General features: G+C 64.3%; 29 protein-coding genes. 16 read left to right on the forward strand and 13 right to left on the reverse strand.

Going from position 1 to position 25,402, the window contains the following annotated elements:
- Positions 1 to 16 precede the first annotated feature (16 nt).
- Positions 17 to 562: a DivIVA domain-containing protein gene (locus CXR00_RS07645; RefSeq protein ID WP_181035566.1), complete on the forward strand. Its 546-nt coding sequence runs from the start codon at positions 17 to 19 to the stop codon at positions 560 to 562.
- Positions 559 to 1,110 (forward strand): DinB family protein, encoded by a 552-nt coding sequence (locus CXR00_RS07650; protein ID WP_104053938.1) that lies wholly within the window; start codon positions 559 to 561, stop codon positions 1,108 to 1,110. The genes CXR00_RS07645 and CXR00_RS07650 overlap by 4 nt, the downstream gene beginning before the upstream one ends.
- 9 nt (positions 1,111 to 1,119) lie before the next feature.
- Here CXR00_RS07650 and CXR00_RS07655 read toward each other — a convergent pair whose 3' ends face one another.
- A complete protein-coding gene (locus tag CXR00_RS07655) occupies positions 1,120 to 1,686 on the reverse strand; it encodes an MOSC domain-containing protein (protein WP_104053939.1) in 567 nt (188 codons plus the stop codon).
- Positions 1,687 to 1,835: 149 nt separating this feature from the next.
- Between CXR00_RS07655 and CXR00_RS07660 the strand changes: the two genes are divergently transcribed.
- Positions 1,836 to 2,528 (forward strand): hypothetical protein, encoded by a 693-nt coding sequence (locus CXR00_RS07660; protein ID WP_104053940.1) that lies wholly within the window; start codon positions 1,836 to 1,838, stop codon positions 2,526 to 2,528.
- Positions 2,529 to 2,633: 105 nt separating this feature from the next.
- Here CXR00_RS07660 and CXR00_RS07665 read toward each other — a convergent pair whose 3' ends face one another.
- Positions 2,634 to 3,182 carry a DUF1697 domain-containing protein gene (locus CXR00_RS07665; protein WP_104053941.1) on the reverse strand — a complete coding sequence of 183 codons (549 nt, stop codon included), beginning with the start codon at positions 3,180 to 3,182 and terminating at the stop codon, positions 2,634 to 2,636.
- A gap of 1 nt (position 3,183) precedes the next feature.
- Positions 3,184 to 3,564, reverse strand: coding sequence for a serine/threonine protein phosphatase (locus tag CXR00_RS07670; protein WP_104053942.1), 381 nt, complete (start codon positions 3,562 to 3,564; stop codon positions 3,184 to 3,186).
- Positions 3,565 to 3,662: 98 nt separating this feature from the next.
- Here CXR00_RS07670 and CXR00_RS07675 point away from each other — a divergent pair, with 98 nt between their 5' ends.
- Positions 3,663 to 4,361 carry a D-alanyl-D-alanine carboxypeptidase family protein gene (locus CXR00_RS07675; RefSeq protein ID WP_181032504.1) on the forward strand — a complete coding sequence of 233 codons (699 nt, stop codon included), beginning with the start codon at positions 3,663 to 3,665 and terminating at the stop codon, positions 4,359 to 4,361.
- Here CXR00_RS07675 and CXR00_RS07680 read toward each other — a convergent pair.
- Positions 4,355 to 4,804 (reverse strand): MarR family winged helix-turn-helix transcriptional regulator, encoded by a 450-nt coding sequence (locus CXR00_RS07680; RefSeq protein WP_104053944.1) that lies wholly within the window; start codon positions 4,802 to 4,804, stop codon positions 4,355 to 4,357. The two genes, CXR00_RS07675 and CXR00_RS07680, sit on opposite strands and share 7 nt — an antisense overlap.
- 243 nt (positions 4,805 to 5,047) lie before the next feature.
- Between CXR00_RS07680 and CXR00_RS07685 the strand changes: the two genes are divergently transcribed.
- Complete coding sequence (locus CXR00_RS07685; protein WP_104053945.1) at positions 5,048 to 6,031, forward strand: hypothetical protein; 984 nt, start codon at positions 5,048 to 5,050, stop codon at positions 6,029 to 6,031.
- A gap of 49 nt (positions 6,032 to 6,080) precedes the next feature.
- Here the strand turns inward: CXR00_RS07685 and CXR00_RS07690 are convergent, their stop codons facing one another.
- Both CXR00_RS07690 and CXR00_RS07695 read right to left on the reverse strand, forming a co-directional pair.
- A complete protein-coding gene (locus tag CXR00_RS07690) occupies positions 6,081 to 7,562 on the reverse strand; it encodes an amidohydrolase (protein ID WP_104053946.1) in 1,482 nt (493 codons plus the stop codon).
- Positions 7,563 to 7,622: 60 nt separating this feature from the next.
- Positions 7,623 to 8,258, reverse strand: a complete 636-nt coding sequence (locus tag CXR00_RS07695) for an FMN-binding negative transcriptional regulator (RefSeq protein WP_104053947.1) — start codon at positions 8,256 to 8,258, stop codon at positions 7,623 to 7,625.
- A 97-nt stretch (positions 8,259 to 8,355) separates the two neighbouring features.
- On the opposite strand from CXR00_RS07695, the gene CXR00_RS07700 reads away from it, so the two are divergent.
- Positions 8,356 to 9,738: a CoA transferase gene (locus tag CXR00_RS07700; protein WP_104054789.1), complete on the forward strand. Its 1,383-nt coding sequence runs from the start codon at positions 8,356 to 8,358 to the stop codon at positions 9,736 to 9,738.
- A 9-nt stretch (positions 9,739 to 9,747) separates the two neighbouring features.
- On the opposite strand, the gene CXR00_RS07705 is transcribed toward CXR00_RS07700, so the two are convergent.
- Positions 9,748 to 10,581 carry an SDR family oxidoreductase gene (locus tag CXR00_RS07705; RefSeq protein ID WP_104053948.1) on the reverse strand — a complete coding sequence of 278 codons (834 nt, stop codon included), beginning with the start codon at positions 10,579 to 10,581 and terminating at the stop codon, positions 9,748 to 9,750.
- Positions 10,582 to 11,066: 485 nt separating this feature from the next.
- On the opposite strand from CXR00_RS07705, the gene CXR00_RS18510 reads away from it, so the two are divergent.
- The 3 genes from CXR00_RS18510 (at position 11,067) to CXR00_RS18515 (ending at position 14,409) form a co-directional block, all read left to right on the forward strand.
- The gene (locus CXR00_RS18510; RefSeq protein ID WP_258060321.1) at positions 11,067 to 12,638 is read left to right on the forward strand and encodes a GH25 family lysozyme; all 1,572 of its coding nucleotides are present in this window, start codon (positions 11,067 to 11,069) and stop codon (positions 12,636 to 12,638) included.
- A 138-nt stretch (positions 12,639 to 12,776) separates the two neighbouring features.
- A complete protein-coding gene (locus CXR00_RS18235) occupies positions 12,777 to 12,923 on the forward strand; it encodes a hypothetical protein (protein WP_181032299.1) in 147 nt (48 codons plus the stop codon).
- Positions 12,924 to 13,104: 181 nt separating this feature from the next.
- On the forward strand, positions 13,105 to 14,409 hold the full coding sequence (locus CXR00_RS18515; protein WP_104053949.1) for an S-layer homology domain-containing protein: 1,305 nt from the start codon (positions 13,105 to 13,107) through the stop codon (positions 14,407 to 14,409).
- A gap of 29 nt (positions 14,410 to 14,438) precedes the next feature.
- Here the strand turns inward: CXR00_RS18515 and CXR00_RS07720 are convergent, their stop codons facing one another.
- On the reverse strand, positions 14,439 to 15,419 hold the full coding sequence (locus CXR00_RS07720; RefSeq protein ID WP_104053950.1) for an SDR family oxidoreductase: 981 nt from the start codon (positions 15,417 to 15,419) through the stop codon (positions 14,439 to 14,441).
- Between the two features lie 41 nt (positions 15,420 to 15,460).
- Positions 15,461 to 15,799, reverse strand: coding sequence for a hypothetical protein (locus tag CXR00_RS07725; RefSeq protein WP_104053951.1), 339 nt, complete (start codon positions 15,797 to 15,799; stop codon positions 15,461 to 15,463).
- A gap of 72 nt (positions 15,800 to 15,871) precedes the next feature.
- Between CXR00_RS07725 and CXR00_RS07730 the strand changes: the two genes are divergently transcribed.
- A complete protein-coding gene (locus tag CXR00_RS07730; protein ID WP_104053952.1) occupies positions 15,872 to 16,606 on the forward strand; it encodes an SOS response-associated peptidase in 735 nt (244 codons plus the stop codon).
- Positions 16,607 to 16,648: 42 nt separating this feature from the next.
- On the opposite strand, the gene CXR00_RS07735 is transcribed toward CXR00_RS07730, so the two are convergent.
- On the reverse strand, positions 16,649 to 17,617 hold the full coding sequence (locus CXR00_RS07735) for an aldo/keto reductase (RefSeq protein WP_104053953.1): 969 nt from the start codon (positions 17,615 to 17,617) through the stop codon (positions 16,649 to 16,651).
- Between the two features lie 158 nt (positions 17,618 to 17,775).
- On the opposite strand from CXR00_RS07735, the gene CXR00_RS07740 reads away from it, so the two are divergent.
- The 4 genes from CXR00_RS07740 to CXR00_RS07755 all read left to right on the forward strand — a co-directional run bounded on the left by CXR00_RS07740 (position 17,776) and on the right by CXR00_RS07755 (position 21,128).
- On the forward strand, positions 17,776 to 18,612 hold the full coding sequence (locus tag CXR00_RS07740) for an aldo/keto reductase (RefSeq protein ID WP_104053954.1): 837 nt from the start codon (positions 17,776 to 17,778) through the stop codon (positions 18,610 to 18,612).
- 69 nt (positions 18,613 to 18,681) lie between these two features.
- On the forward strand, positions 18,682 to 19,470 hold the full coding sequence (locus CXR00_RS07745; RefSeq protein ID WP_104053955.1) for a thioesterase family protein: 789 nt from the start codon (positions 18,682 to 18,684) through the stop codon (positions 19,468 to 19,470).
- A gap of 5 nt (positions 19,471 to 19,475) precedes the next feature.
- A complete protein-coding gene (locus CXR00_RS07750; protein WP_104053956.1) occupies positions 19,476 to 20,282 on the forward strand; it encodes a lipoate--protein ligase family protein in 807 nt (268 codons plus the stop codon).
- A 60-nt stretch (positions 20,283 to 20,342) separates the two neighbouring features.
- Positions 20,343 to 21,128: a winged helix-turn-helix domain-containing protein gene (locus CXR00_RS07755; protein ID WP_258060325.1), complete on the forward strand. Its 786-nt coding sequence runs from the start codon at positions 20,343 to 20,345 to the stop codon at positions 21,126 to 21,128.
- A gap of 23 nt (positions 21,129 to 21,151) precedes the next feature.
- Here CXR00_RS07755 and CXR00_RS07760 read toward each other — a convergent pair whose 3' ends face one another.
- From CXR00_RS07760 to CXR00_RS07770, 3 genes are all read right to left on the reverse strand, one after another.
- On the reverse strand, positions 21,152 to 22,027 hold the full coding sequence (locus CXR00_RS07760) for an alpha/beta hydrolase (RefSeq protein ID WP_104053958.1): 876 nt from the start codon (positions 22,025 to 22,027) through the stop codon (positions 21,152 to 21,154).
- Between the two features lie 91 nt (positions 22,028 to 22,118).
- The gene (locus CXR00_RS07765; RefSeq protein ID WP_104053959.1) at positions 22,119 to 23,549 is read right to left on the reverse strand and encodes a lipase maturation factor family protein; all 1,431 of its coding nucleotides are present in this window, start codon (positions 23,547 to 23,549) and stop codon (positions 22,119 to 22,121) included.
- 6 nt (positions 23,550 to 23,555) lie between these two features.
- Positions 23,556 to 24,146 carry a recombinase family protein gene (locus tag CXR00_RS07770; protein WP_104053960.1) on the reverse strand — a complete coding sequence of 197 codons (591 nt, stop codon included), beginning with the start codon at positions 24,144 to 24,146 and terminating at the stop codon, positions 23,556 to 23,558.
- 432 nt (positions 24,147 to 24,578) lie between these two features.
- Between CXR00_RS07770 and CXR00_RS07775 the strand changes: the two genes are divergently transcribed.
- A complete protein-coding gene (locus CXR00_RS07775; RefSeq protein ID WP_104053961.1) occupies positions 24,579 to 24,872 on the forward strand; it encodes a hypothetical protein in 294 nt (97 codons plus the stop codon).
- 31 nt (positions 24,873 to 24,903) lie between these two features.
- A complete protein-coding gene (locus tag CXR00_RS07780; RefSeq protein WP_146068460.1) occupies positions 24,904 to 25,287 on the forward strand; it encodes a hypothetical protein in 384 nt (127 codons plus the stop codon).
- Positions 25,288 to 25,402: the final 115 nt, after the last annotated feature.

The raw sequence follows: 25,402 nt of genomic DNA on the forward strand, positions 1-25,402 counted from the left end.
CATGTCGGTGGAAAGAATGTCGCTGTTTGCTCAGGGTGACAACGGTGGTGGCGGCAACGTGATTCTTTTCGCGGCACTTATTGCAGTGGTGCTGCTGGTTGTCTTTATCTGGAAGTCTTTCAAACCGAAGAGGACGCCGGATGGTATGGCAGCGCCTCAGGAGAAGCCCAGACCGACGTCAAGGATGAAACAGGCCATGACTGCCGAGGAAGTTGCCTCCAAGCGGTTCCAGCCGGTGAAACTCGGGGAGGGATACGACGGGCTGGAGGTTAATGCCTTCCTTGACAGAATAGTTCGGGAATTCCAGCGGCTCCAGGACGAAAACGAACGCCTGCACCTGAAGAAGGCGAACCCACTGAGCGAACCTGTCACTATTACCGAACCCATTCTCACGGCAAAACAGGTGGTCTTACACGACTTCCCTCCCAACAAACTCCGCGGAGGTTATTCGCCGGACGAGGTTGACGACTTTCTCGACCAGGTTGTTATTGGGCTCAGGCAGTGGACCTCTGAGAATGAGGAGCTCCGGGCCGAGCTGGCCGGAAACATAAGCCCGGCATGACCGACAACAACTCGGCCGGCCGCATTGAGCCGCCGCTGGCCGGGACCGAAGCGGAAACCCTTGCCGGTTCCCTGGACCGGCAGCGGGCAACTTTCGCATGGAAAACAGCGGGTCTGGATGCCGAAGCACTGGCCGTGAAACTGGGCTCCTCTGCCATCACACTCGGTGGGCTGCTCAAGCATCTGGCCGGGGTGGAGGATATCTACTTCTCCTGGCGGCTGTGGGGCCGGGACCCTGGTGCTCCGTGGAACACCGTGGACTGGGAGAACGATCGAGACTGGGACTGGCACACTGCCGCCAACGACAGTCCCGAGGATCTCTACCGCCTGTGGAACGATGCCGCAGCGCGTTCCCGAATAAGCCTTGCCGAGGCGCTGGACAACGGAGGGCTCGACCAGTTGCTGCCGGCGGCTGGCGGGGAGGTGGGGAGCCTCCGCCGGATGCTGATTGACCTGATCGAGGAGTATGCCCGCCATGTGGGGCACGCAGATCTGATCAGAGAGTCGATTGACGGGCTGGTGGGGGAGGACCCTCCGACCGAAACGTAAAGTCCGGCGCTAGGGCAACCGGCCGGGGCGGAGCATCGAGGGCACATGCGCCTGGGCGGGATCCAGCGGAACAGGACTGATCAGCTGCGCCGGACCCCGCTGGAGGATTCCGCTGGTCAGTGGCCGGCAGCGCAGGCCGCCCCGGCCACGCATCGCCTTGTGTGCGCCGGGGGCCAGGACCGTATCCATCCAGGCACAGGGGTGTGCATGCCGGCCTCCATGGACGTCAACGCTGCCGGCGGCTGATCTGAGCGTGAAGTCCTGCCCGATAAGAGGTGCGAGTTCAGCGCCGCGGAGCACCACATTGCGGCGGGGGAGCAACGGATCGAACTGATCAGCGCCGAGGTCCGCGGCGATGGCCTCCAGGGACTCGACGGCAAACAGGGTGACGGCAGCATCCATGTGGGCCGCCTTGCCGAAGAACCGGTCACCCACAATTCCCTTCCCCGCTACTACCTCCACCCGCTCGGCATCGGTGGTGGCGACGTCGGCTGCACCGTCCCGGGCGCGGCCGAAATAAGCGTGGGCGCCGGAGACGAGCAGGTGGAGGATCTCGACGTCGTACTCGTAGCTCATGCTCTCTACGTTAACCGTCCATGAGTCGCATGACGTGTCGAGCTAGTCGCACGCAGCTCGCTTACCGATGCGAATTCGAGGGACGTTGACCCGGGCTGAGACCAGGTTCATCCTTGAGGGAGATCTTCCGTAGAGGGGGGAGCAACGTCGTGGATGATGGTTCCTCGTGGGAGCTAGCTATCGCTTTTCTGCCCGCGTTAATGACTGCAGGCCTGACAACGGCTGGGTTCTGGTTCTCTGAGCGACGCAAGGATAAGGACGCTGTACAACAAAGAATGAAAGCGATCTCCGAAGAGCGAAATCGCGTTTTGTACTTGCGGACGTGGCTTGAGACCTATGGCTTAGTCGTTGAAGCCGATAACGACAACGACGGGGCCTCTAGTGTGCGCCGCGAGGTTTCCAGAGATTTGGTGGACTCCCGCGACCGCCTGTCTCATGCCCTCCAGCCAAGGCTAACCAATGAGCAGACTCCATCTGTGAGTTACCGAGCTTTGAGAAGGGCGTTACTTCTGCCTCTGAAAAGTCCAAGTGCCCGTGCATTTCGGTGGGGATACTGGCTCTTCTTAGCGCTCAGCGTCCTCTTCACCTTGGCGATTGTGACAAGTGGATACGAATCGAGTGATGGCACTCCAGCCGGGCCTGCGACTGTCTTGGCCACCGGCTTTGTCATGTTCTCAATGTTTTTTGCAATTGCCTTGATCTTCCGCGCAATGGCGGCATGGTTGGACCGGCGTTACATGGTTCGAAAGAAAGAGAGACTCGGCTCGCAGTTCCACGTTGGAGCGAGCAATCTTGACTTCCCAATCACGTTCAACTCCGCTGCCTACCGATATGGGCCATAGCATTCGACTGTGAGCACTCAGTTTGCCCACGTACTCCGCCAGGAGCAGGGGGCTGGGCTTTCAGTGAGTGATACCTGCAAGGAATGCTTAGCGCGGGTCCTGTCGCTACAGGGGAGTGAGGCGGTCCCGCAGGTTCATGGTGGTGTTCCAGCTGCGGATGGTCATGGACTTGTACAGCGGCGATGCAATGACCGCGCTCAACCGGCTCTTGGTTAGTTCAGCACTGAGGCGCTGTGAATAGATGACGCCGTCGCCCGGCCAGACCCGGTCCACGCCTTCCCGCGGTCGAAACGCCGTCATGGCCGTTTCCGCATCGATGCCCATCAGGAAAATGGTGTCGGAATGGTACTTCTCCGGCTGCTCACCGAACCCCTCCGGCCTGGAATCGATCACGCTGTGCAGCTGGTCGGGACTGAGGACCAGCACCTTGATGAGGTCATCATCAAGGTCGAACTTCTCCACCAGAGCCGCCTCAACTTCCCTTCCCACCTGTTCCGGGGAATCGGGTGAGGCAAGCAGGACGTTGCCGCTCGCAATATACGTGGACACCTGCTGGTATCCCATATCCTCAAGATGCTCCCGCAACGGTTTCATGGGGATCTTGTTCCTGCCGCCCACGTTGATGCCGCGCAGAAGGACCAGATAGGAATTCATTTCACGTCCCCGTCCCCTTCGCCTGGTGCAGCCGGTCCGTCGGCAACAGAATGTCGATGGACGTGGTCATATCGGCGGCCTTGGCGATGGCACCGGAAGCAGTGAAAGCCACGGACACCCCGTCACGCCGGACTTCCCGGATGAGGACCGGTACCTGTTCGCCGTCGAGATCGAGCCACCAATCCTCCACGAACATCGCCAGGCCGAGGTCATCCAGGAGATTCTCGGCCTCCTCCAGTTCCAACGCCTCCGCCCGCTGCCGGTGCAACAGATCAAACGGTATGAAGCCACCAGCATCTGTCATATGGATGTACCCCACATGCTCGCCGTCACCGGAGCGGCGGTGATCAAAGGTATTGTCCGGCGGGAGTTGCTGCAGCATGCAAGGACCCTAACACCGCTGCCGGCCGGGGAACATCGGTCCGAGTCGCTGCCACACACGGCACGGCCGTTATGGAACAGTCGGGAGTGGAGGTAGAGATGCCACGACAGCGCGCCAGGTTATTGAGGACTGTGATCGTCTGCGTCTTTCTCGGCCTGCTGATCTACCTATTCTGCCCCGGTTCCAAAGAGCTCCCGGCCCAGTCAGCGCAGCCCGCTGCGGCCGCCGTGCTGGACTTCGATTCCCCGGACAGCACGCTGGTTGTGGTTAATAAGAAGCGCCCGGTGCCTGCGGACCACGCTCCGCAGGACCTTGCCGACGCCGGCGGCGTGCCGCTGCGGGCCGAGGCTGCAGGGGCCTACCGGCAAATGGCAGCGGAAGCGGGCGCCGCCGGAGTTCCCATGTCCGCGGTGAGCGGCTTTCGGACCGGAGCAGAGCAGGACCAGCTGTACGTCTCCTACACGGAGAACTTTGGGCCGGAGGCAGCCGACGCCATTTCGGCCCGTCCCGGGTACAGCGAGCATCAGACGGGGCTGGCCATCGACATCGCCAACCCGGACGGAACCTGCGCCCTGGAATCCTGCTTCGCCGAAACCTTGGCGGGTTCGTGGGCGGCCGCCAATGCCCAGCACTACGGCTTCATCATCCGTTATCCGGCAGGAGCCGAGCACATCACCGGGTACGCCCATGAACCGTGGCATCTGCGGTACGTGGGGACGGAACATGCCCGGACAATGCACGACGCCGGCACCACCTTGGAAGAATATCTGGGACTTCCTGCCGCGCCGGGTTACTGACCTTCGTCCTTGGCGCCGTTGAACCGCTCCAAAGCGGCGGCGAAATCCCGAAGCTCGGCTTCGCTCCACCCGTCCAGACGGTTCCGCACGGCCTCACGGTGAATGGCCAGGGACCGCTTAAGCCGGTCTGCTCCCTCCTCCGTCACGGACAAGGCCCGGCCGCGGCGCGGCTGGCTGTCACTGTCGCCCTCAACCACCAGGCCAAGTTCCGCCAGGGCGTGGATCTGGCGCGAGACGGTGGAGCGGTTCAGTGAGAAGGCGGAAGCAATATCCGTGGCGCGGCACCCGGGGTTGCCGCCGATGAAGGCCAGGAGGGACTGTTCGACCTGCGTCAGCGGGGCGTTGATCCGCCGTGATCGGGCCACGGCCCGCCGGTAGATCGCATCGATCTGGTCGTAGACGCTTCCCACTGCAATGTCCCTGGATCTGTCCTGTTGTGCCACTCCTCCAACTTACCTTCTGGGAGCGATGACACGCCGCGGTATCCAAGTGATGTTGCACTATGCAACAATAGAACGTTGCATAGTGCAACTTACGGAAGTTCTCCGTCGTGTTTCCTGAGAGGCCCCATGCCTGACCCGTCCCTTACCGCATCGTCACCTGAATCAGTCCGTCCGGAGCCGATCGTGCAACCAACCCGGCACGGGGGTTCCGTTCCTGGTGTTTCCTTCTGGAAGTCCCTGGGAATGCACCTTCTGATTCCGTTCTTCCTTGCCGCGGGAATGGGACTGGCCTATCTGGGCGCGTTCCATGAGCCCGAACCCAACCATCTGTCCCTCGGAATCATCGGTACCGGGACTTCGGCGGAGGTTTTCGCCCAGCAGCTCAATGACGCGGAGCCCGGGCGTCTCGATACCCGGGTGGTGGCCGACGCCGAAACGGCCCGCCAGCTGATGGTCGACCGCGAAATCTCCGCGGCCTACGAGCCCGGCGACGTAGAGGCGACGCTGTACGTTGCGTCAGCGGCCTCCGCGACGACGGCGGAGGTGGCCAAGAAGATTTTCCAGCCCGTCGCTTTTGACCAGCATCTGCCGCTGGACATCGTTGATGTGGTACCCACCAACGAACATGATCCGACCTCCCAGGGGCTGTTTTTCCTGCTCGTCGGGCTGAGCGTCGGAGCATACTCGAGTGCGGTGGCAATCTCCGCCGTTGCCGGACAGGTCTCCGTTCCATGGCGGGCCGCCGCCGTCGTCGGCAGCTCTGCGGTGATTGCGGGGATGGGCGTGATCATCGCCGGCCCCATTTACGGGATCCTGGAAAACGGGCTCTGGAGCATGTGGCTGTTGTCCTGGCTCTATGTCACCACGATTGCACTGCTGGGCGTCGCCCTGCATCCGGTGCTGCGGAAATGGACCACGCCCACCCTCACGATGCTGTTTGTCATGCTCAACTTCACCAGCAGCGGCGGCATTTTTACGTCGGAAACACTGCCGCCGTTCTTCGCCGCGCTGGGGACGTTCTGGAACGGTGCGGCCTGGCTGCACGCGGCGCAAAGCATGGTGTATTTCCCGGGCCAGCCGTTCGGCATTGACGGGCTAAAGCTGGCACTGTGGCTGGTTGCTGCCGGAGTCCTGCTGGTCCTGACTCATCGGTGGAGCGTGCGGAGGATCCGATTGTCCGATGAACGCGCACGGGTGCGGGAAGAGGAAGGCATCGTAGCTGCCTAGTTCTGGTCCGGACGGCCCTCTCCCGAAACGCCGTCGCGGGTGCTGCCGCTCAGAGGCCGGACCAGGTGAACCTGCCGCCGAGCAGCGTTGCCGAGACCGGCATGGTGCGCAGCTGCTCACCGGGCGTGGTCAGGGGATTCATCTCGGTGACGGCAAGGTCGGCCGCCTCGCCCACCCGCACCCCGGACCGGCCGCGGGCGCTCGCGGCCAGGGCAACCTCCGCGGGCACGCACTGCTCGGGGTGCCACGGTTCCCGGCCGTCCCGGCTCCGGCTGACCGCTGAGGCCAGCGCAAACCAGGGATCCAGTGGAGCCACCGGGGCATCGGAACCCAGCCGCAGGTTTGCCCCGGCACGGTGCAGGGAGGCCAGTGCGAACGCCCGCTCGGTGCGTCCGGGCCAGAACATATCGGCCACATCCCGGTCATCCATGGCGTGCTCGGGCTGGACGCTGGCGGCCAGGCCCAGCTCCTCGAAACGGGCAAAGTCCGTCTCCCGCACCAGCTGTGCGTGCTCGATCACACCGGTCATGCCCAGCTCTTCGAAGATATCCAGGACCTCCGTGTTGGCCCGGTCGCCGATGGCGTGAATTGCGGCACCGATACCGGCGTCGCGCGCGGCAGCCATGAGCATCCGCAGCTCATGCATCGGGACTGTGTTTTGGCCGCAGGAGTGCTTCCGGCCCGCGGGGAGCTCCGGATACGGGTCCCAGCACCAGGCTGTGCGGGTGTTCAGTGACCCGTCCACGATGACCTTGAGCGGACCCATGGTGATGAGCCCGCACTCGTCCAGCACGTCGCCGGTTTTCACTCCGAGTTCGATGGCGCCGGCCAGCCGGTCCGGCCACACCGAGACCTCAACCCGCAACGCATCAACACCGTGACGGACGCGCTCGGGCCAGAGCTGCAGGTTGTCGGCGTTTTCAAAGTCCACAATGCCGACGACGCCGCGGCGGGCTGCCGCTTCAGCGGCCCGCCGGTAGGCCTCGAACGAGATGGTGTCCGGATCCTCAAGTTTCTCCAGTGTCCGGAAGCACTCCGCTTCCCGGACCAGGCCGCCGTCGGCCCCTGTGATGCCCAGAGTGCGGACTGCCGCCGTGTTGACCCAGAGGCAGTGCAGGTCAGCGCTGATCAGGACCACCGGCGTCGTGCCTGAGGCGGCGTCCAGGCCGGCGCATGTTGGGCTGTCCGGCCAGAGGGCATCGCGGAAACCGAACCCCACCAGGGGTTCCCCTGCGGTTCCGGTCGGAATGGCTGCTGCCACCAGTGCGAGGACATCCGCGGCGCTGCCGCTGCCCGTCAGGTCCAGCCGCTGCTGCCGGATCACCCACTGGGTGAAGTGAACGTGGTTGTCCCACAGGCCGGGGAGAACAAAGCGTCCGTCGAGGTCGTGGACCTCATCAGTGCCCCGCCCCGGTGCAGTTCCCCGCGCCGGACGAATGGCCGCGATGCGTCCGGCGTGCAGCGCGACGTCGTGCAGTCCCGGGAGGGAAGGGAACGAAGCGTTCCTCAGCAGGATGCTGTGCGGGTCCATGAGTGTCCTTTGTGGCTGCAGGGCGTTCATAGGCTGTACGGGCGGGTTCCCGGCGGCTTGTCAGCCAAGGGTTTCGGCGTTGATCTGCCGCATTCGCACGGCCAGCGGCGGATTGGCGTAGGGTCCCGGCCGCTCCAAGTGGTCGATGACGCTCCGGACTGTTTCGGGGCTCTTGCCCTGGCTCATCTTGTCTTTGCCCTCCATCCGGGTGACCCGCAGCCGGAAACCAACGGTGCCGTGGACAATGCGGCGGGCATACTCGCTGTTCTCGCTGGTTGAATGCAGCAGATGCGGCTCCGGCAGCGGCGCTTCGAAGTGTTCCACCAAGCGGTCCAGAACTGCCAGGTTTTCGGCGTCCGACAGGATTTCCGGCGTGCCCCAGAGATGGGCGACGGCGAAGTTCCAGGTGGGGACGCCGGGACCGCCGTCGTACCAGCCGGGGGAGATGTAGCCGTGGGGACCCTGGATGATCGCCAGCATTTCGTGCCGCCCCAGCTCGTGTATCTCCTCGTCGGGCCGGCCAACATGGCTGAGCAGGACTATCCCCTCGGCGTCCTCGTCCAACAGGACCGGATAGTGGGAGGCGACCAGTCCGCGGCCGTCCACCTGGCTGATGAAAGTGCACCAGGGATTGCTGCGGACCAGGTCCTTGATGGCCTCTGCATCATCAAGTGCATAGCTGGGGTTGTCTCTCATCGGTCCTTCCTTAGCGCGTGCCGCGTTCGGGCCACCCTAACAGGACGCGGTGGGGCCGCTGCTGCGCGCTGGCATTGAACACGTGCATACTTCGTTTATGACGGCTCAGACCCCCGTACCGGAACTGTGGCGCAGCCTGGCACCGTTGCTTCCGGATGGTTTTGAACCAGCTGCCCGGACCGGAGCGCGGTGGTGGTGGGCGGGCCCGCTCGACGTCGAAGGCCTCGGGTTAGGGGCTCTGCAGGCGCTCGCTACGGCGGTCTCCGCTTACGCGTCTTCCGCCGGCCGCCGGGACCAGGTTGGTTTGGCGTCCGACGGCGCGGCGGCGTCATTTGCTTCATTTGCCCACCTGCGCGTCAACGGCGATCCGGTCAGGGGATTCGCTCCGCTTTCCGGGTTCCGGCGCAGCGCCGACGGCTGGGTTCGGCTGCACGCCAATTATCCGCACCATGAACGTGCCCTGCTGGCGGCTCTGAATATCAGCAGGCCTGAGGAGGTGGACGCCGAGGTGCGCCGGCGCACCTCGGCGGATGTGGAGGAAGCGGTCACGGAACACGGAGGTCTGGCCGCGGCGGTGCGCACCCCTGAACAGTGGGCAGCCTCCGAGCCGGGGCGCGCCGTACTCCACGAACCCTGGCTCCGGTTGAACCTCGAAGCAGTGGAGGCGGCATCCCTGCCGAGCGGCCGCGGCGGCATCCTGGCGGGACTGCGCGTTCTGGACCTGACCCGGGTCATTGCCGGCCCGTCGGGCAGCCGGATCCTCGGCTCACTGGGTGCTGACGTGTTGCGCGTGGATCCGCCGGCCTTCCCGGAACTGGAGGACCAGTATGTGGACACCGGGTTCTCCAAACGCAGCGCCGTCGCGGACTTTGGCGACCCGGACGCCTACCGGAGGCTGCGCGCGCTGCTGGAGAGGGCCGACGTCGTCCTCACCGCCTACCGTTCAAAGGCGCTGTCCCGCTTCGGGCTCGAGGCAGCGACGCTGCGTGCTGATCATCCCGGGCTGGCGGTGGTCTCGCTGGATGCCTGGGGGGACCGCGGAGGGTGGGCCGGCCGGCGCGGTTTTGACAGCATTGTGCAGGCTGCCGCGGGTATCTCCCACCTCTACGGGGGCACCGGGGAGGACGGTCAGTGGCGGCCGGGTGCGCTCCCTGTGCAGGTTATGGACTACGCCACCGGGCTGGGGATGTCTGCTGCCGCCGTCGCCCTGGTGGCTGCCCGTGCACGTGGACTGAGCGGATCCGCTCATTTGTCGTTGGCGCGATCGGCTCTGGAATTGATGCGGCTGCCCGGTCCTCCGGCCGGCACCGAGCCGGTGGTGCTCGAGCCGGTGCTGCGCGGCTGCCGGAGTGACTACGGTGACCTGATCTTCGTGCCCCCGCCGCTGCTGATCAACGGAGCACAGCTTGAGTACCGTTGGCCACCGCCGCGTTATGGCAGCGCCGCATTGGTTTGGAATGGATCGGACCGAGTGGATTGAGGGCTGGCGCTAGCCCGCCACGCGTGCGCGCTGCGCGGCGTCGAGGGCGGCTACCACACCGCCGTCGACCAGCAGGTCCATGCCGGTGATGAAACTGGCATCGTGTCCCAGCAGGAAAGCCGCCGCGTTCGCGATGTCTGCCGGTGTGCCCACGCGCTTGGTGCCCGAGCCTTCGATCATGGCCCGCATCTGCGCACCCGATTCACCGGCGAGTTCCTGCTGGCCCATGGGCGTGGAAATGACGCCGGGGCTGATGCTGTTGACCCGTGCCCCGCGGGCGCCCCAGGCAAGGCTGGCCGCCTGCACCCGCACCTGGTTGGCGCGTTTGGCGATGCCGTAGGCGTATCCGGGGTTGCCGATGCCGGCGAGGAACGGGACCAGAAGCAGATCATCCGTCGGCACTGCGGCAAGGCTGGCCAGAACGTCAGCAGGAATCTGGCCGCCCACCATGTACGCCGACATGCTGGAGATGAAGACGCCGGAGCCTCCCGGGGCAATGACCTTCTGGAATTCGTCCAGGACCACCGCGGTACCAAACAGGTCAACCTTCCAGATGGCCTCCACCGGCGCTTGGACGGGAGAAAGCCCCGCGGTATGCACGACGCCGGTGACCGTTCCCAGTTCCGCGGCCGTTGCCGCCAGCGCCGCCACGGAATCGCGGGAGGAAACGTCCACCCGCTGGGAAACGACGTCGTACCCGTCCCCCAGCGCGGTGGAAACGACAGTCTCCAATAGGGATTCGTCAAAATCGGCCAACAGGACCTTGCGGCCGGCGCCCGAACGGCGCAGGACGGCCTGTCCCATGCCGCCCATTCCAACAATTACCAGTACGTCCGTTGCCATGATGCTCCAATGCCCATCGGATTCCGGCAGGGGAGCCTGCCGGATAATTCTGACAGTACCCGCTGATGTGCAGCAGGTGGCTGGTTTCCCCAAAGGCCAACGCCTCAGTGCTGACCGGGGAACATTCTGCGGCAGAGGTTATTCGGATGGCGGATCCGGTTGCCAAGGCAATGAACTTCAAAAATGTGAGTATGTAACGATTTACCTGCAAAGTACTCTAGTCGGCCCGTGCAACCTGACGTCCGGAATTATCTTGGCCTACCGTAATAGCAGGCTCCGGGAATCAATCCCCTCGCCGCGACAAACGGTGAATCAGTTCTCCATTCCCATCATTTCCCGGGAGAGGCGGCTGCATCGGGGACCGGAACAGCCGAACGGCAAGGCTGGGGGGCTGTGCAGTGCGGCAAAACGGTAATCGAAAACCTTTGTGGTTTTTCACATCTGCGTAATGCGCGGGAACACCAACAACACCATCCAGGAAATAAATGAAAACGACGACGCTTTCCACAGGCCTCACATCGGCAGCGCTGGCAGCCTTGCTGGCCGTCACCTGCTTGGCGGGTCCGGCCGCGGCTGCCGTCCCCGCCATGGGCACTGACATGCCTGCCTCCAGCCTCAGTGAGGCCGAGCAAGCCAAAATCATTGGTGAGAACGGTGCACGGATGGGCCAGGGTATCCACCGCCTCACCGTGTCCGGCGATGCCCAGCTGCCGGCCCCCGATGAGATGCTCGAAACGCCCGGAGCCGGCGACCCTTCGGCGTCGGATCCCGAGGCGGGGACATCGTCGCCTACCGGATCCGAACCGCAGACTGCTGGGCCTGACACTGCTGCTCCTGACGCGGCCGAACCCCTGGGCGGAAACTGGCGTCCCCCAGGAATCCAGGGCATGGATGTCTCCAGCCACCAGGGCAACGTCGATTGGAACCGTGCCTGGGCTCAGGGAGCCCGGTTTGCCTACGCAAAGGCCACCGAGGGAACGAGCTACAAGAACCCGAACTTCAACCAGCAGTACGGCGGGTCGTACAACGTGGGTATGGTCCGCGGCGCCTACCACTTTGCGCTGCCCAGTGTGTCTTCAGCTGTTGATCAGGCCAACTACTTCGTCAACAACGGCGGAGGCTGGTCAGCGGACGGAAAGACACTTCCGCCCCTCCTGGACATCGAGTACAACCCCTATGCTTCCCTGGGGAATACCTGTTACAACATGAGCGCAACCCAGATGGTCAATTGGATCAAGGCGTTCTCCAACCAGGTGAAGGCCCGCACCGGCCGCACCCCGATGATTTATACGACCACCGACTGGTGGTCACGGTGCACCGGCAACAGTGCGGCCTTCGGGGACAACCCCCTGCATATTGCCAGCTACAACGAGGTGGGCGCCGGTCCGCTCCCGGCGAGCTGGAGTTACTACAGTGTGTGGCAGTACAGCAGCACCGGACCGTTTGTGGGGGATTCAAACGTTTGGAACGGGACTCAAGCCGCATTGACCGCTTTCGCCCGGAACGCGCCTGCGGCGGCGGGACCGTTCAAGGATGTACCGGCCAATTCACAATTCGCCAAGGACATTACCTGGCTTAGGGATGCCCGGATTACCACGGGATACGCGGACGGGACCTACCGTCCCCTGGAACCGGTCAGCCGCGAAGCCATGGCAGCCTTCCTGTACCGGGTTGAGGGCAGACCCGCCTACACCCCGCCGGCCCAGTCCAAGTTCAAGGACATCGCGGGAAGCGAGTTCTACAAGGAGATCAACTGGCTTCGTGCAAAGGGTGTGGCCACCGGCTGGAACGGCACCCAGTTCGGACCGAAACTGGCCATCAACCGGGACGCCATGGCCGCCTTCCTCTACCGGTTGGCGGGAAGCCCCGCCTACAGCGCTCCGCGGGTCTCGCCGTTCAAGGATGTTGCGGTCAGCAACATGTATTACAAGGAGATCAGCTGGCTGGCCGCCACCGGGATCTCCACCGGCTGGAGCGACGGAACTTTCCGTCCCTACGAACCGATTAAGCGTGATGCAATGGCGGCTTTCCTGCATCGCTACGACACCAAGTTCTAGACCGCTGCGCACGGCACCCGGCGGAGGGCCGCTTCATGCACCGGGTGCCGGGTGCCGGGTGCCGGGTGCCGCCGAAGGGTGACGTAATGAACTCCGGATCGGTCACCCGGGGTCTGCGGCGCCGATACGATTTAACGCATGAACATTGAACTGCGGATCCCGCCGAAACTGGGACGGGAGCTGGAGGAGCTGGCTGAAGAACAGGGGGTTCCCGTGGAAACCCTCATGATTAACGGAGCCCGGCTGCTCCTGGAGCACCGCAACCGCCGGAATCACCTCGCCTAACCGCATTCCAATAACCAGCGGACAGGGTTTCCGGCATTCCTGCCTTCCGGCTGGGACAATAGATTCCAGCGGATTCTTGCGGGCATCAATCGCTGATGTGTCGGACGATAAATCCGGCAAATCCATTTATCGTCCGGACGATGGACTAATATCGCAGCGTGCCGCTACGATAAACCCAATCATGAAAAAGAATACCGCCTTCCGGACTGCTGCCGTCCGTGTCATCTGTGCCTTAGCCCTTGCGTCCGTTGCCGTTCCGGGAAGTGCTGCAGCCGCTGCGCATCCGGCGCGCGGAACTGTTGCCGTACCGGCGGTTGAGGTGCAGCAGCCGGAGGTTCCCGACATTCCTCCCGTGGCTCCGGATACCCCGAAACCTGACCCCGGTCTTCTGTCTCCCGAAGCGGCTCAGGCATCCGTCGATGCGGCGGCCGCTGCGGCCGGAGTATCCGGCTCGGGTGCAGCCGTTCCGGATGCCTCAGTGGAAGCGGTCCGGAGCGACGCCTTCGCTTCAGCGGTGTTTGACCTGATGAATGCCAAGCGCCGGGCGGCGGGGGTTCCCGCACTGATCTGGAACCAGCAGATCGCTGACGGTTCCCAGGGCTGGGCGAACCATTTGCGGGTTGCCACAGCAGATCCGAACTTTGACTGGAACGGCATTCACCGCCCCGATGCCGGCCTGTCCGTCATTCCTTCCGGCGCCAACTGGTACGGGGAAATCATCGCGTTCAACTTTTCAGCGGCGTCCGTGGTGGATTGGTGGATGAATTCTCCAGCCCACCGGGCTGCGATGCTGGATCCGCGGGAGACGCATGCCGGGGTGGGCTACGTAGTGCCCACCAGCGGACCGTACAAGGGGTGGCATCTGGTGGTCTCCAACCTGGCCGGTTACCCCAAGGCTGCTCCGCCGGCTCCGGTGTCTCCCTTCAGCGATCTGCAGAGCGGACAACAATTCCTGTCCGAGATGAACTGGATGCACGCCAAGCGCGTCTCCACCGGGTGGACGGAAAAGAACGGGACCAAGACATACCGTCCTTTTGAAGCGGTGTCCCGGGAAGCAATGGCGGCTTTTATGTATCGGCTTTCCGGTTCACCCGCATACACGCCGCCGAAGAAATCCCCCTTCGCGGATGTTAAAACTTCGCATCCTTATTACAAAGAAATAGCGTGGTTGTCGGCCAAGAAAATATCGACGGGCTGGAAGCAGAAAAACGGCACACAGATATTCCGTCCCGGTATTCCGGTGTCCAGGGACGCCATGGCCGCCTTCCTGTACCGGCTGAAGGGGTCTCCAAAATACACGGCGCCCAAAACATCGCCTTTCACCGACGTTACGAAATCCCACCAGTTCTACAAGGAAATCTCCTGGCTCGCGGCCAACGGAGTGTCCACCGGCTGGCCCGCCGCAGGCGGCGCTTCGGAGTACCGGCCAGGACAAACCATCGCCCGTGACGCCATGGCCGCATTCATGAAACGCTGGGCTTCCTAGCACGTTCTGCGGTGCAGGACCCTTTCGGATCAGCCCGCCGCGGCGGCCAGCTGGTCCGAAAGGGCCATGAATCCCGGGTCAATCTTCTGTTCCGCGGGGTGGGCGTCGTACCAGGCGAGGATTTCCGCCGCACCCTGGACGAAGGGGATTTGGGCGGCGAACCCCGGCACCAGCGACTTGATCTTGGTGTTGTCGAAGATGACCGAGTGGGACTTGTCGCCCAGCAGGCCCGGCCCGCGTCCGGGATCGTGGGCGGCAATGGTGTCCGACGGGACATGCACCAGCCGCGGTTCGGGCACACCCGCCGCCGCCGCCAGGATCCGGTAAATCTCATTCCACGGCAGGAACTCATCCGAGGTGATGGTGTAGCTGTCGCCCACGGCCGCGGGCCGGCCGAGCAGGCCGGTGAACGCACGCGCAAAGTCTCGGCTGTGTGTCAGGGTCCACAAGGAGGTGCCGTCCCCGTGGACGAGGACGGGCAGCCCCGCCCGCATCCGGTGCAGGTCCGTCCATCCTCCCGTGAGCGGAATCATGGTTTGGTCGTAGGTGTGGGAGGGGCGGACCACGGTTCCGGGAAAACCCTCGTCCCGGTAAGCGGCAGTGAGCAGTTCCTCGCAGGCAATCTTGTCCCGCGAGTACTGCCAGAAGGGATTGCGCAGGGGAGTGGACTCCAGGATGGGCAGCCGGGCCGGCGGTTTCTGATAGGCCGAGGCTGAGCTGATGAACACATACTGGCCGGTGCGGCCGCGGAAGAGCTTCATGCTCGCCGCCAGCTGCTCCGGAACAAACGAGATGAAGTCCGCAACGGCGTCGAACTCGCGGCCGGACAGGACTTCGGCAGCCGCCCTCGGATCACGGATGTCCGCGTGCAGAACCTCGGTTCCAGCGGGAGCCGGCCGCGAGGTTGAGGCTCCGCGGTTGAGGAGGGTGACCCGGTGGCCCAGTTCAGCCGCATGCCCGGCCACGGCGGAGCTGATGACCCCGGTTCCGCCGATGAGAAGAATGTCCATGTGTGCTCCCTGCTCGGATCCAACGGCTGCCGGAGCCCAGTCTACGGAGTCTCGGTTTCTGCGCCACCGGTGCGCTCGCCAAGGCCCGTCTTTCGGCCGCCGCTGGTGCGCCGGGTGACGGCTGATGCCCACACCCACGTGGCGCGCCGGATGCCTGCGTCAGTCCACAGCACCTGGACCGCCTTGGCATTCCAGGTGCAGGCTTCGCCCTTGACCCGCTCGGCGGAGCTGGGAAACCGGATCCAGGCCCAGACAGGAATCCCCGGCACCGACGTGGCGGCGGGGTGGTGTTCGAAGTCCAGCTCTTCGGGGGTGAGTTCAATCGGCTCCGCTCGCCGGGCGTAGCGGGCGGCGATCCGGGCTGCCGCATCCTGATCCATACTTAAAAGTAGAACACATATTCGAATAAGGCCTGCTCTGGAGTTCTCCGCTGCGGCGGGCACAATGGGAGCATGTGCGGACGATATGTGATGGCCAAGGCAACATCTGACCTGGTGGCAGCCTTCGCCGCGGAGCAGGCTGTGGGGGAGGACATCGCTCCGTCCTGGAATGTGGCCCCCACCGACAATGTGCGCATCGTCACCGAGCGTTTCCACCGCAGGGGAGAGCACGACGACGACGGCCGGCCTGCCGTGGTCCGCCGGCTGGCCACGGCCAAGTGGGGTCTGGTGCCGGTATGGGCGAAGGATCCGAAAATCGGATCCCGGATGATCAATGCCCGCCGGGAAACGGTGCTGGAAAAGCCGGCGTTCCGCAAAGCCGCCGTGAAGCGCCGGGCGCTGGTGCCGGCCGACGGCTACTACGAATGGGAAAAGTCCGGCAAGACCAAAATCCCCACGTACCTGTATTCGCCGTCCGAGGATCCGCTGGCCTTTGCCGGTCTGTATGAGTTTTGGCCTGATCCTTCCCTGCCCGAAGACCATGAACACAAATGGCTGCTGAGCTTCACCATCATCACCACCGAAGCCAGCGATGCACTGGGCCATATCCACGACCGCACACCGCTGATCGTGCCCCCGGACCTCTACTCGGATTGGCTGGACCCGCAGCTGACGGAAACCACGGGTGTGCAGCAGCTGCTGGATGCCATCCCGGAACCGGTGCTGACCCCGCGGGTGGTGTCCAGCGAGGTCAATTCGGTGCGCAACAACGGGCCGGAGCTGATCCTCCCGGCGCAGGAGGCATAGCGGGCGAAAGACGAATTCACCGTATCTTTCGCCCGCTGCCCCTCACCAGGCGTAGTCCTCCGGCGCGGTGCGGTGACCGGGGAAGATGGTGTCGAGCCTGGCGAGCGCCTCGGCGTCGAGCTCCGTGTCCAGCGCCTTGAGTGCGTCGTCGAGCTGTGCCTGAATCCGCGGACCGACAATTGGGGCTGTGACGGCGGGCTGGTGCAGCAGCCAGGCCAGGGCCAGGATGCCGGGGGCAACACCGAGCTCGTCGGCGAAGTCCTCGTACTGGACCAGCGCTTCCCGGTGGGTTTCCAGCGCTTCCTTTGCCCGTCCCTCCGTGCGCCGGCCACCCTCTTCGGTCTTCTTGATCACGCCGCCGAGCAGGCCGCCTTCCAGCGGCGACCACGGCAGCAGTCCCAGACCGTACTGCTGTGCCGCCGGGATCACTTCCAGCTCCACGGCACGGGTGATGAGGTTGTAGATGCTCTGTTCACTGACCAGCCCGGTGAAATTCCGGCGCTGGGCAGCCTCCTGGGCGCGGGCGATGTGCCAGCCGGCAAAGTTTGAACTGCCGTTGTAGATGATCTTGCCCTGCTGCACCGCCACGTCCATGGCCTGCCAGATCTCGTCCCACGGAGTGTTCCGGTCAATGTGGTGGAACTGGTAGAGGTCAATGTAGTCCGTTTGCAGCCGCTTCAGGCTGGCATCCAGAGCCCTGCGGATATTCAGTGCCGACAGGAACGTGTCATTGGGGCGTTCACTCATGGATCCGTACAGCTTGGTGGCAATGACCGTATCCTCGCGCCGGCCGCCGCCCTTGGCGAACCAGCGGCCCACAATTTCTTCGGTCCAGCCCTTCTTGTCCCAGCCGTAGACGTTGGCGGTATCAAAAAAGTTGATGCCTGCCTCCCGTGCGGAGTCCATGATGGCATGGGCGTCCGCTTCCTCGGTCTTGGGGCCGAAGTTCATGGTGCCCAGGCACAGGCGGGAGACACTGAGGCCGGAACGGCCCAGGTGGGTGTACTGCATGGAGGAATCCTCACGTAGTGGACGGCTGAGCACCGGCCCCGGGCAGCGGGACCGCGGATGCAGGACCCATTCTGCTCGTCCGGACACTCCCGGGCTAGGGGTATCCAACAGTTCCCGCGGGAAATAGGGTGGAGGCCAAACGCAATGAAAGGCACTCAATGACGCATGAACATGTCCCGGGACTGGATCTGAACAACGGAGTCCGCATTCCGCAGCTGGGCTACGGAGTCTTCCAGATTCCCCCGGAGAGCACCCAGGAAGCCGTGGAAAGTGCCCTCGAAGCCGGCTACCGCCACATCGACACGGCAGCCGGTTACAAAAACGAAGCAGCGGTGGGAGCCGCCGTCGCAGCGTCCGGGATTGCCCGCGAGGATCTCTTCATCACCACCAAGCTCCGCAACGGGGACCAGGGCCGGGCACGTGCCGCATTCGAGGACAGCAGGGAAGCGCTGGGCCTGGAGCACGTGGATCTGTACCTGATCCACTGGCCGGTTCCCTCGCAGGGACTGTACCTGCAGGCCTGGCAGGACCTGGAGCAGATCTACGCCGACGGGCTGGCGCGCGCCATCGGCGTGTCCAACTTCCTGCCGGAGCACCTGGATGAACTCACCCAGGCCGCAGACGTCCCGCCCGCCGTCAACCAGATCGAGCTGCACCCCACCTTCCAGCAGCGGGCGCTCGCGGATGCGTCCCGCCGCCACGGCATGGCGGTTGAGGCGTACAGCCCGCTGGGGCAGAGCCAGGATCTGACGACCAGCACTGTAATTGATATTGCGCGGCGCCACGATGCAACACCGGCCCAGGTGGTGCTGGCCTGGCATCTGGCCTCCGGGAACATCGCCATCCCCAAAACGGCCACTCCGGAGCGGATGCGGGAAAACCTCGCCGCCGTGAGCCTGGAGCTCGCTCCCCGCGACATGGAACAGATCAACGAGCTCGACGCCGGCTCAAGGATCGGCGCGGACCCCGCCACGGCCGCCTTCAGCCAGTACTGACTCAGGCACCCCGGAGCCGCCGCTGATGTAGCCTGAGACACAAACCTGAACCACAAGGAGGGCACATCTGTGGCCGAGTCGTATTACCGCGCCCTGGGCGAGGAAACCTTTGAATCCACCATCCATACGCAGGGCGCCTGGAATGAGCACGAGCAGCACATGGCACCCGTGGCCGGCCTGCTCGCCCACGCGCTGGAAACCTGCAGTCCGCGTCCGGACATGCGCGTGGCACGGATCAGCTACGACATACTCGGCGTCATCCCACGCGGCACCTTCGACGTGCGGACCAAGGTCCTGCGCCCGGGCCGCACCATTGAACTGCTGGAAGCGGAACTGATTGCCGGCGGTCGGGCGGCGGTGCGGGCCACCGCCTGGCGTCTGGCCCTGGGATCCACCGGCGAAGTGGCAGCCCTGGAGGACGCTCCCATGCCCGGGCCGGACGGCCTTGAAGAAGCCCGCGGAATGACCGAGTGGCCGGGGGAGTTCATCGGATCACTGGACTTCCGTGCCGTGCCGGGCCTGCGCCCGGGCCGGGGCCAGGTGTGGATCCGCACGCCCCACTCCATGCTGGAGGGGGAAACGACGTCGGACCTGGCGCGGATGGTGGGCCTGGTGGACACCGCCAACGGCATTGCGGCCCGGGTACCGCCGGGCGGGGACAGCTACATGTTCCCCAACGTCGACCTGCAGATCCACCTTCACCGGACGCCCCGGGGGGAGTGGCTGGGGCTGGACACCCGGGTCACGTTTGGAACCGACGGCATCGGGCTGACCTCCTCCGTGCTGCACGATGAGCAGGGGCCGTTCGGCCGCAGTGAGCAGATCCTGACCGTGCGCCGGCTCGGCGGGCAGGCCTAGAAACCTTGTCCGCTGACGCCTTCCTCCCCGCCGGCGGAGCCGCTGCTGCAGAGCCGCTCACCGTGGTGCGACAGGAACAGAGCCTGGGTGCGGCGGAGGATCTGGACTTTGCGCTCGGGATGCTGGACGCAGCCAAGCGGGGGGAACTGGGGCCGACGCTCCGCCTCTACCGTCCCCGCCCCACCGTGGCGCTGGGCCAGCGTGACGCCCGCCTTCCGGGGTTCGATGACGCCGTGCGGGCCTGCCGTGCGCAGGGATTTGAGCCGCTGGTGCGCAAGGCCGGAGGTCGTGCAGCGGCCTACCATCAGGGCTGCCTGGTAGTGGACCATGTGGAGCCCGGGGCCAATGCAGTGGCAGGCTCCCGGGCACGGTTTGCCGCCTTCGGTGACATGTATGCCTCGGTGCTGCGGCGGGCAGGTGCTGATGCAGCAGTGGGTGAGATTCCCGGAGAATACTGCCCGGGCGAGTTCACTGTCCACGGCACCACCGCCGGCGGTCGGAAAATCAAGCTCGTCGGCACGGCGCAGCGTGTGGTCTCCGGTGCCTGGCTCTTTTCCTCGGTGTTTGTGGTGCAGGATGCCGCGCCTCTGCGGCGGGTGCTGGACGAGTGTTACGCGGCACTGGGCCTGGACTGGAACCCGGACACGGCCGGCGCCGCGGAGGACACCGGCACCGTTGACCTGGAAGGCGTCGAAGCGGCCCTGATCGAGGCATATGCCGCCCGCGCTTCGCTGGGCTTTGGTGATTTCGGCACCTTGGCACGGTCCCTGCACCCCGCCGCCGCAGTGTCCGGCGCCACTGCAAGCCAGTGATCCCTGGTGTGATCAGTAAGCTGGGTGATGGATCTGCACGTGAGAAACGAAGGAGAGACGTTGGCAAAGAACAGCATTGAAAATACGGCACTGCGGCTGAGGGCAGTTTTGGAGGTCCTGGCAGCGGAAGATCCCTCTGCCGAGCGCCGGATCAGCAGGGGAGAAGTCCTCTCTGCCGCCGTGACCCGGGTGCCCTTGACCGGCAGCGAGGCGGAGCTGCTGGCCAGCGGGGCGGCACGCGGAGAACGTGCCCTGTCCAACGCCAGCAGCAAACTGGTCAAAGCAGGCTGGATCACCAAGGAAGGCCGGGCCGGCTGGAGCATCACCGCCTCGGGCCGCCGGGCACTTCAGGATTTCCCGGACACCGCCGATCTGCTGGCTGCCATGAACGGCAAGGCTCCGGCCGCCGCTTCGCCCGCAGCGTCCGCTGACGTGGAGGAAGTCATTGAAGAGGCGCTGCAGGAAGCTGCGGCAGTTCCCGGAATTCCGCCGGAACACCACGGTGCCCACGAGGGCGCCGAGCTGCCCGAACCCTCCTTTCCGCAGCCGGACGCCGTCGTTATTGCCGGCAACATGGGCAGCGCCCTGGGCCGGGCGGACTGGGACCCCGCCGGTCTGCAGCTCACTTTTGACCGCAGTGACGAGCTCTGGAAGCTCACTGCGGACCTGCCCGCGGGCCACTACGAATACAAAGTGGCGCTGGACGGATCCTGGGACGAAAACTATGGACAGCACGGACACCGGGACGGCGCCAACATGAACATGGTGCACGACGGCGGCTCGCTGACGTTCCTGTACGACCATGCAACGCACACGGTGGTCACCAAACCGGACGTCAGCGCCTAATCAGGTACCAGCCTGATCGGGTACTAACCGTCCGCCGGTTCCGGCGAGAGCCCGTGCCGGTCCAGGAACCCCAGCACGGCTTCGGCCAGAATCTGCCACCCGTGGTCGATCACCAGGGAATGGCCGCTGCCTTCCAGCTCCGCGTACTCGGTGACTGACGCCGAGGAACGGTAGCGGCGCGCAGCTGCCCGGACCACCGAGGCCGGAACCACGCGGTCACGGCCTGCACCCACCAGCAGCAGCGGACCCCTGGCCGCGGCGGTGTCCACCCGGACCGGCGTGCGCGGATTAAGGTTCGCCGCCGCGGCCTGGAACAGCGGCCGTCCCGGTGCCGGCATCACACAGGTGGCGTGCAGGTCATAGGATTCGCGTTCGGAAACGGCATTGGCGAAGTTCCGGCGGAAACGCTGCGGGGTTTGGCGGACGATTGTGTGGACGTTCCGCGGGTTCCGCAGCACAGGCAACAGTGACGCCAGCTGGACAGGCGGCAACCGCAGGACACCCCGGAATTGAACCGGAGCAACCGCAACTGCCCCTGCTGCCAGCCCGCGGGCCAAAAGCTGCTGGGCCAGCAGCCCGCCAAAGGAGTGGCCCACCAGCACCGGAGGGCGGGGCAGCCTCCTGATGAGTCCCTCATAATGGCTCAGGGCTTCGGCCACTCCGGTTCCGGCCATCGGTTCCGGAAAGGCATTGGCGGCAGGAAGGCTATCCGGTTCGCCCGGCCAACCCGGGGCCCACGGCGCATAACCGCGCTCGTGAAAGAGCTCCAGCCAGGGGTCCCAGCTGGTGGAGTGGAGCCACAGTCCGTGGATGAACACCACGGGGGTGCGGTCCTCGAACTCCGGGGCGTCCGAATCCAGGGCAGCGAAGGGAATGGGCGGGCTCCCCACTGGGGTCATGGTCAGGGCTCCTCGCATCGGCGGTAATCCGGTCCGCAGGCTGGGTGGTAACTGGTAAGTCTGCCATTGCCGGGTTTCCCGGCGGTAGGTGTCAGGGAACGATTCGCCGGACCGGATCGATGAGAAAACCCGCTGGCTCGCGGACCCACCACACCCCGTCGGCCCGGCGTTCCGCAGCCGTGGAAAAACGGTAGCGGTACACCCGCGCACGCACCCACCGGGGAAGTGTGCCGGCAAAGGGATCGGTGCGCAGCAGGGCGAGGGTGCGGCGGTCGCCGTCGAGCAGTTTCTGCAGCAGCACGGGAAACCAGGAACCGCCGGAAGCGCCCAGCGCCAAAAACCACATCAGCCAGTCCAGCCGCAGATGGTACGGAGCGAACTGGTGGGGCATCCTGCCCGGATCACCGGGCTTCCCCTTGAATTCGTACTCCCGCCACTGGGCATCGGGACCCGGCTCGTCCAGTGTCCCCTCGATGACCACCTCGTTGCGGGACCGGGTGATGCTGCCGAACGCGCCGTACGCGTTGGACAGGTGCCAGCGGTTGAAACTGGCGTTCATCAGCTGGTTTTTGCTGAACAGATTCCGCAGCGGCTCCCACGCCCAATAGAGCATCAGCAACGTCACAGCCAGTACGACGACGGCGAACCAGACCGGGGTGGCCTCAGCGGGCGGGGTGCTGAAGGCGGCTCCGGGCAGCAGCGCCTGGAGGTTCGAATCTGCGACTGCGCTGAAGGCGAGCAGGACGGTGAGCACGTTCAGCCAGGCGAAGTTGCCGGAAAGGATGAGCCACAGCTGGGTGATGATGACGATGAGCGCCGCAACTCCGGCCACCGGCTGCGGAAAGAACAGGAAAAAGGGCACCACCAGCTGCGCGAAGTGGTTGCCGAGCACTTCGGCCTTGTGCAGCGGTTTGGGCAGGTGGTGGAAGTACCAGCTGGCCGGATTGGGCATCGGCTGGGTCTCGTGGTGGTAATACAGTGCGGTCAGATCCCGCCACACCCGGTCCCCGCGCATCTTGATCAGTCCGGCGCCGAATTCCAGCCGGAACACCAGCCAGCGGAAGAGGAAAAGGATCGTGACCGGGGGAGCCGTCTCGTTGGAACCCAGGAACGCGGCCAGGAAGCCGGCCTCAAGCAGCAGGGATTCCCAGCCGAAGCCGTAAAACGTCTGGCCGATGTTCACGACGGACAGGTACAGCCCGAACAGCAGCAGGAAGGCCAGCATCGGCAGCCACGGCGGTCCCGTTTGCGGCAGTCCGGCCACCAGCAGGGCTGCGACCGCGGCGCCGGTCCAGGCCACCGCCAGCAGGAACCGGTCCGAATAATGCCAGCGGAACAGGGTGGGAATGCCGCGTCCGGCGGTCCGGGCCAGATACCGCGGCGCCGGCAGCAGTCCGTGTTCACCCAACAGTGCCGGGAACTGGTTGGCGGCGGAGATGAAGGCGATCAGGTAGACGGCGGCGATGCCGCGCTGGAGCACCAGGCGTGCAAACTCGTATCCTTCGGCGTTGAGAAGATCCATGGCACGTCAGCCGTTGCGCTCAGAGTGCGGCGTTCGTTGGACGATGCGGTACACCGTGCTGCGGGCGACCTTGAAGAGTTCGGCAATCTCGGTGGTGGTGTGTTGGCCCGCGTTATACGGGGAGACCGCGTGTGCTTCCTGCGCTTTGGAGAGTTTGGGCTGCTTGCCGCGAAGCCGGCCCTTTGCCTTGGCGATCTGCATGCCTTCCCGGGTGCGGGCCCGTATGAGGTCGGATTCGAACTCGGCAACCATGGCCAGGACGTTGAACAGCAGGCGGCCCACAGGGTCCGACGGATCATGGATGGATCCGCCGATACTCAGCTTCACATTTTTCTTCGTGAGTTCTTCGAGGATGTCCCGGGCATCGGGCAGGGAGCGGGCGAGGCGGTCCAGCTTGGTGATGACAAAGGTGTCCCCGTCACGGACCGCAGCCAGGGCCTGACGCAGTCCTGGCCGGTCACGGTTGGTGCCGGTCAGCCCATGGTCGGTATAGATCAGGTCCTCGGGGACACCGAGAGCTGCGAGCTGGTTTTGCTGAACAGTGAGGTCCTGCTCGCTGGTGGAGACGCGGGCATAACCGACAGTGTGGGCGCTCATGGATCCGAATGTAGCGGTTGCGCTACCTTCACCGGGCATACGAGTGGGCGGGGTATACGCGAATTCGCAGGTCAAACAGGTATATGGACATTCCGGGACAGGTAAGTTAGGGCGGATGCGCCCTGGTGGGGGACCCTTCTGCGCGTCAACGCTGGGTGCGCAAAATGGGTGGAGAGCGTTATTCGGCTAGGGGAGTCCAGCCTGACGGCAAAGGTCCGCTGATTACTCCCCGCCGGGAGAGAACTAACCTACCCGACCGCCGGTGGCAGCCTGTCGCTGGGGTACGGTCGACTACGACAGATTCAATGACTCGGGGGAACAATGAATACGCGTGGAGTAATAACGGCAGCACTGCTGATAACCGGATCGCTTGTCCTAGGCGGCTGTAGCAGCGAAACCCAAGCGGCCGCTGCTTTAGAACCCTCGCCCACAATGGAACCCATCATCGGTGGGTATGAGGGATGGTGGAACTCAACGCCCGTTTCAGGCGACACCACAGGGCTGCCCGACGAGACGGTTGCGGTGCGCACGGACACTGGTGAAATTGTGGATGCTTCGACCCGGAATGCCAGCGGACAGGCAGAGGCAGTGCACCCGGACGACGTCGAATACGCGGTAGTAACGGACCCAGTATGGCCCAAGCAATCAGTTGTCATCATCGACACGGAAACCAGTGAAGTCATTGAGAGCTTCCCCATCGATTCGACAGGCGAACCCACTGCCTGACGAGCTGGAGGCAGAAATGAATGTTGACTCCGTGGCAGTTCCTGACGAGGTTCATCCGTCCACCCGTGGACATATCGGGAGCACGATCGGAATCCTCGCCGGCGCTGTACTGTGCCTTCTGCCCGCCGCGATGTTCGGAACCGCTCTGGGTACGTATCCGAACCGTATGGTCTGCACTCCGGCGACCGGGTATGGCTCGGGATGTTACGAGGGCGACTTGATGATCAGCTTTTTTGTGTTTGGATTTGTTTTCCTCTTTTGCGCAGCATTCTGCTTCGCGCTGACAAAGGCTTACCGCTACAACCTTCCCAAATGGAGGCGGTGGCTGCCCTTCGAGGTATTCTGCTTCATCGTGCTGATGGCCGTCACAGTGCTTGCGTTCACCACGGGGACGGCTCCTGGGCAATATGTGTAAGCGGTATCAGCGGCGGGTGGAGCATAGTTTGACCGTAGCCAGTTGAAGATCGTTTTCTGAGACGCCCGTCCAACGGGCCGCCAAGCCCACTCCAACCGCGGATTACAGGGGGGGA

The sequence above is a fragment of the Arthrobacter sp. 9E16 genome, assembly GCF_002929435.1.
GTDB lineage: Bacteria > Actinomycetota > Actinomycetes > Actinomycetales > Micrococcaceae > Arthrobacter_B > Arthrobacter_B sunyaminii.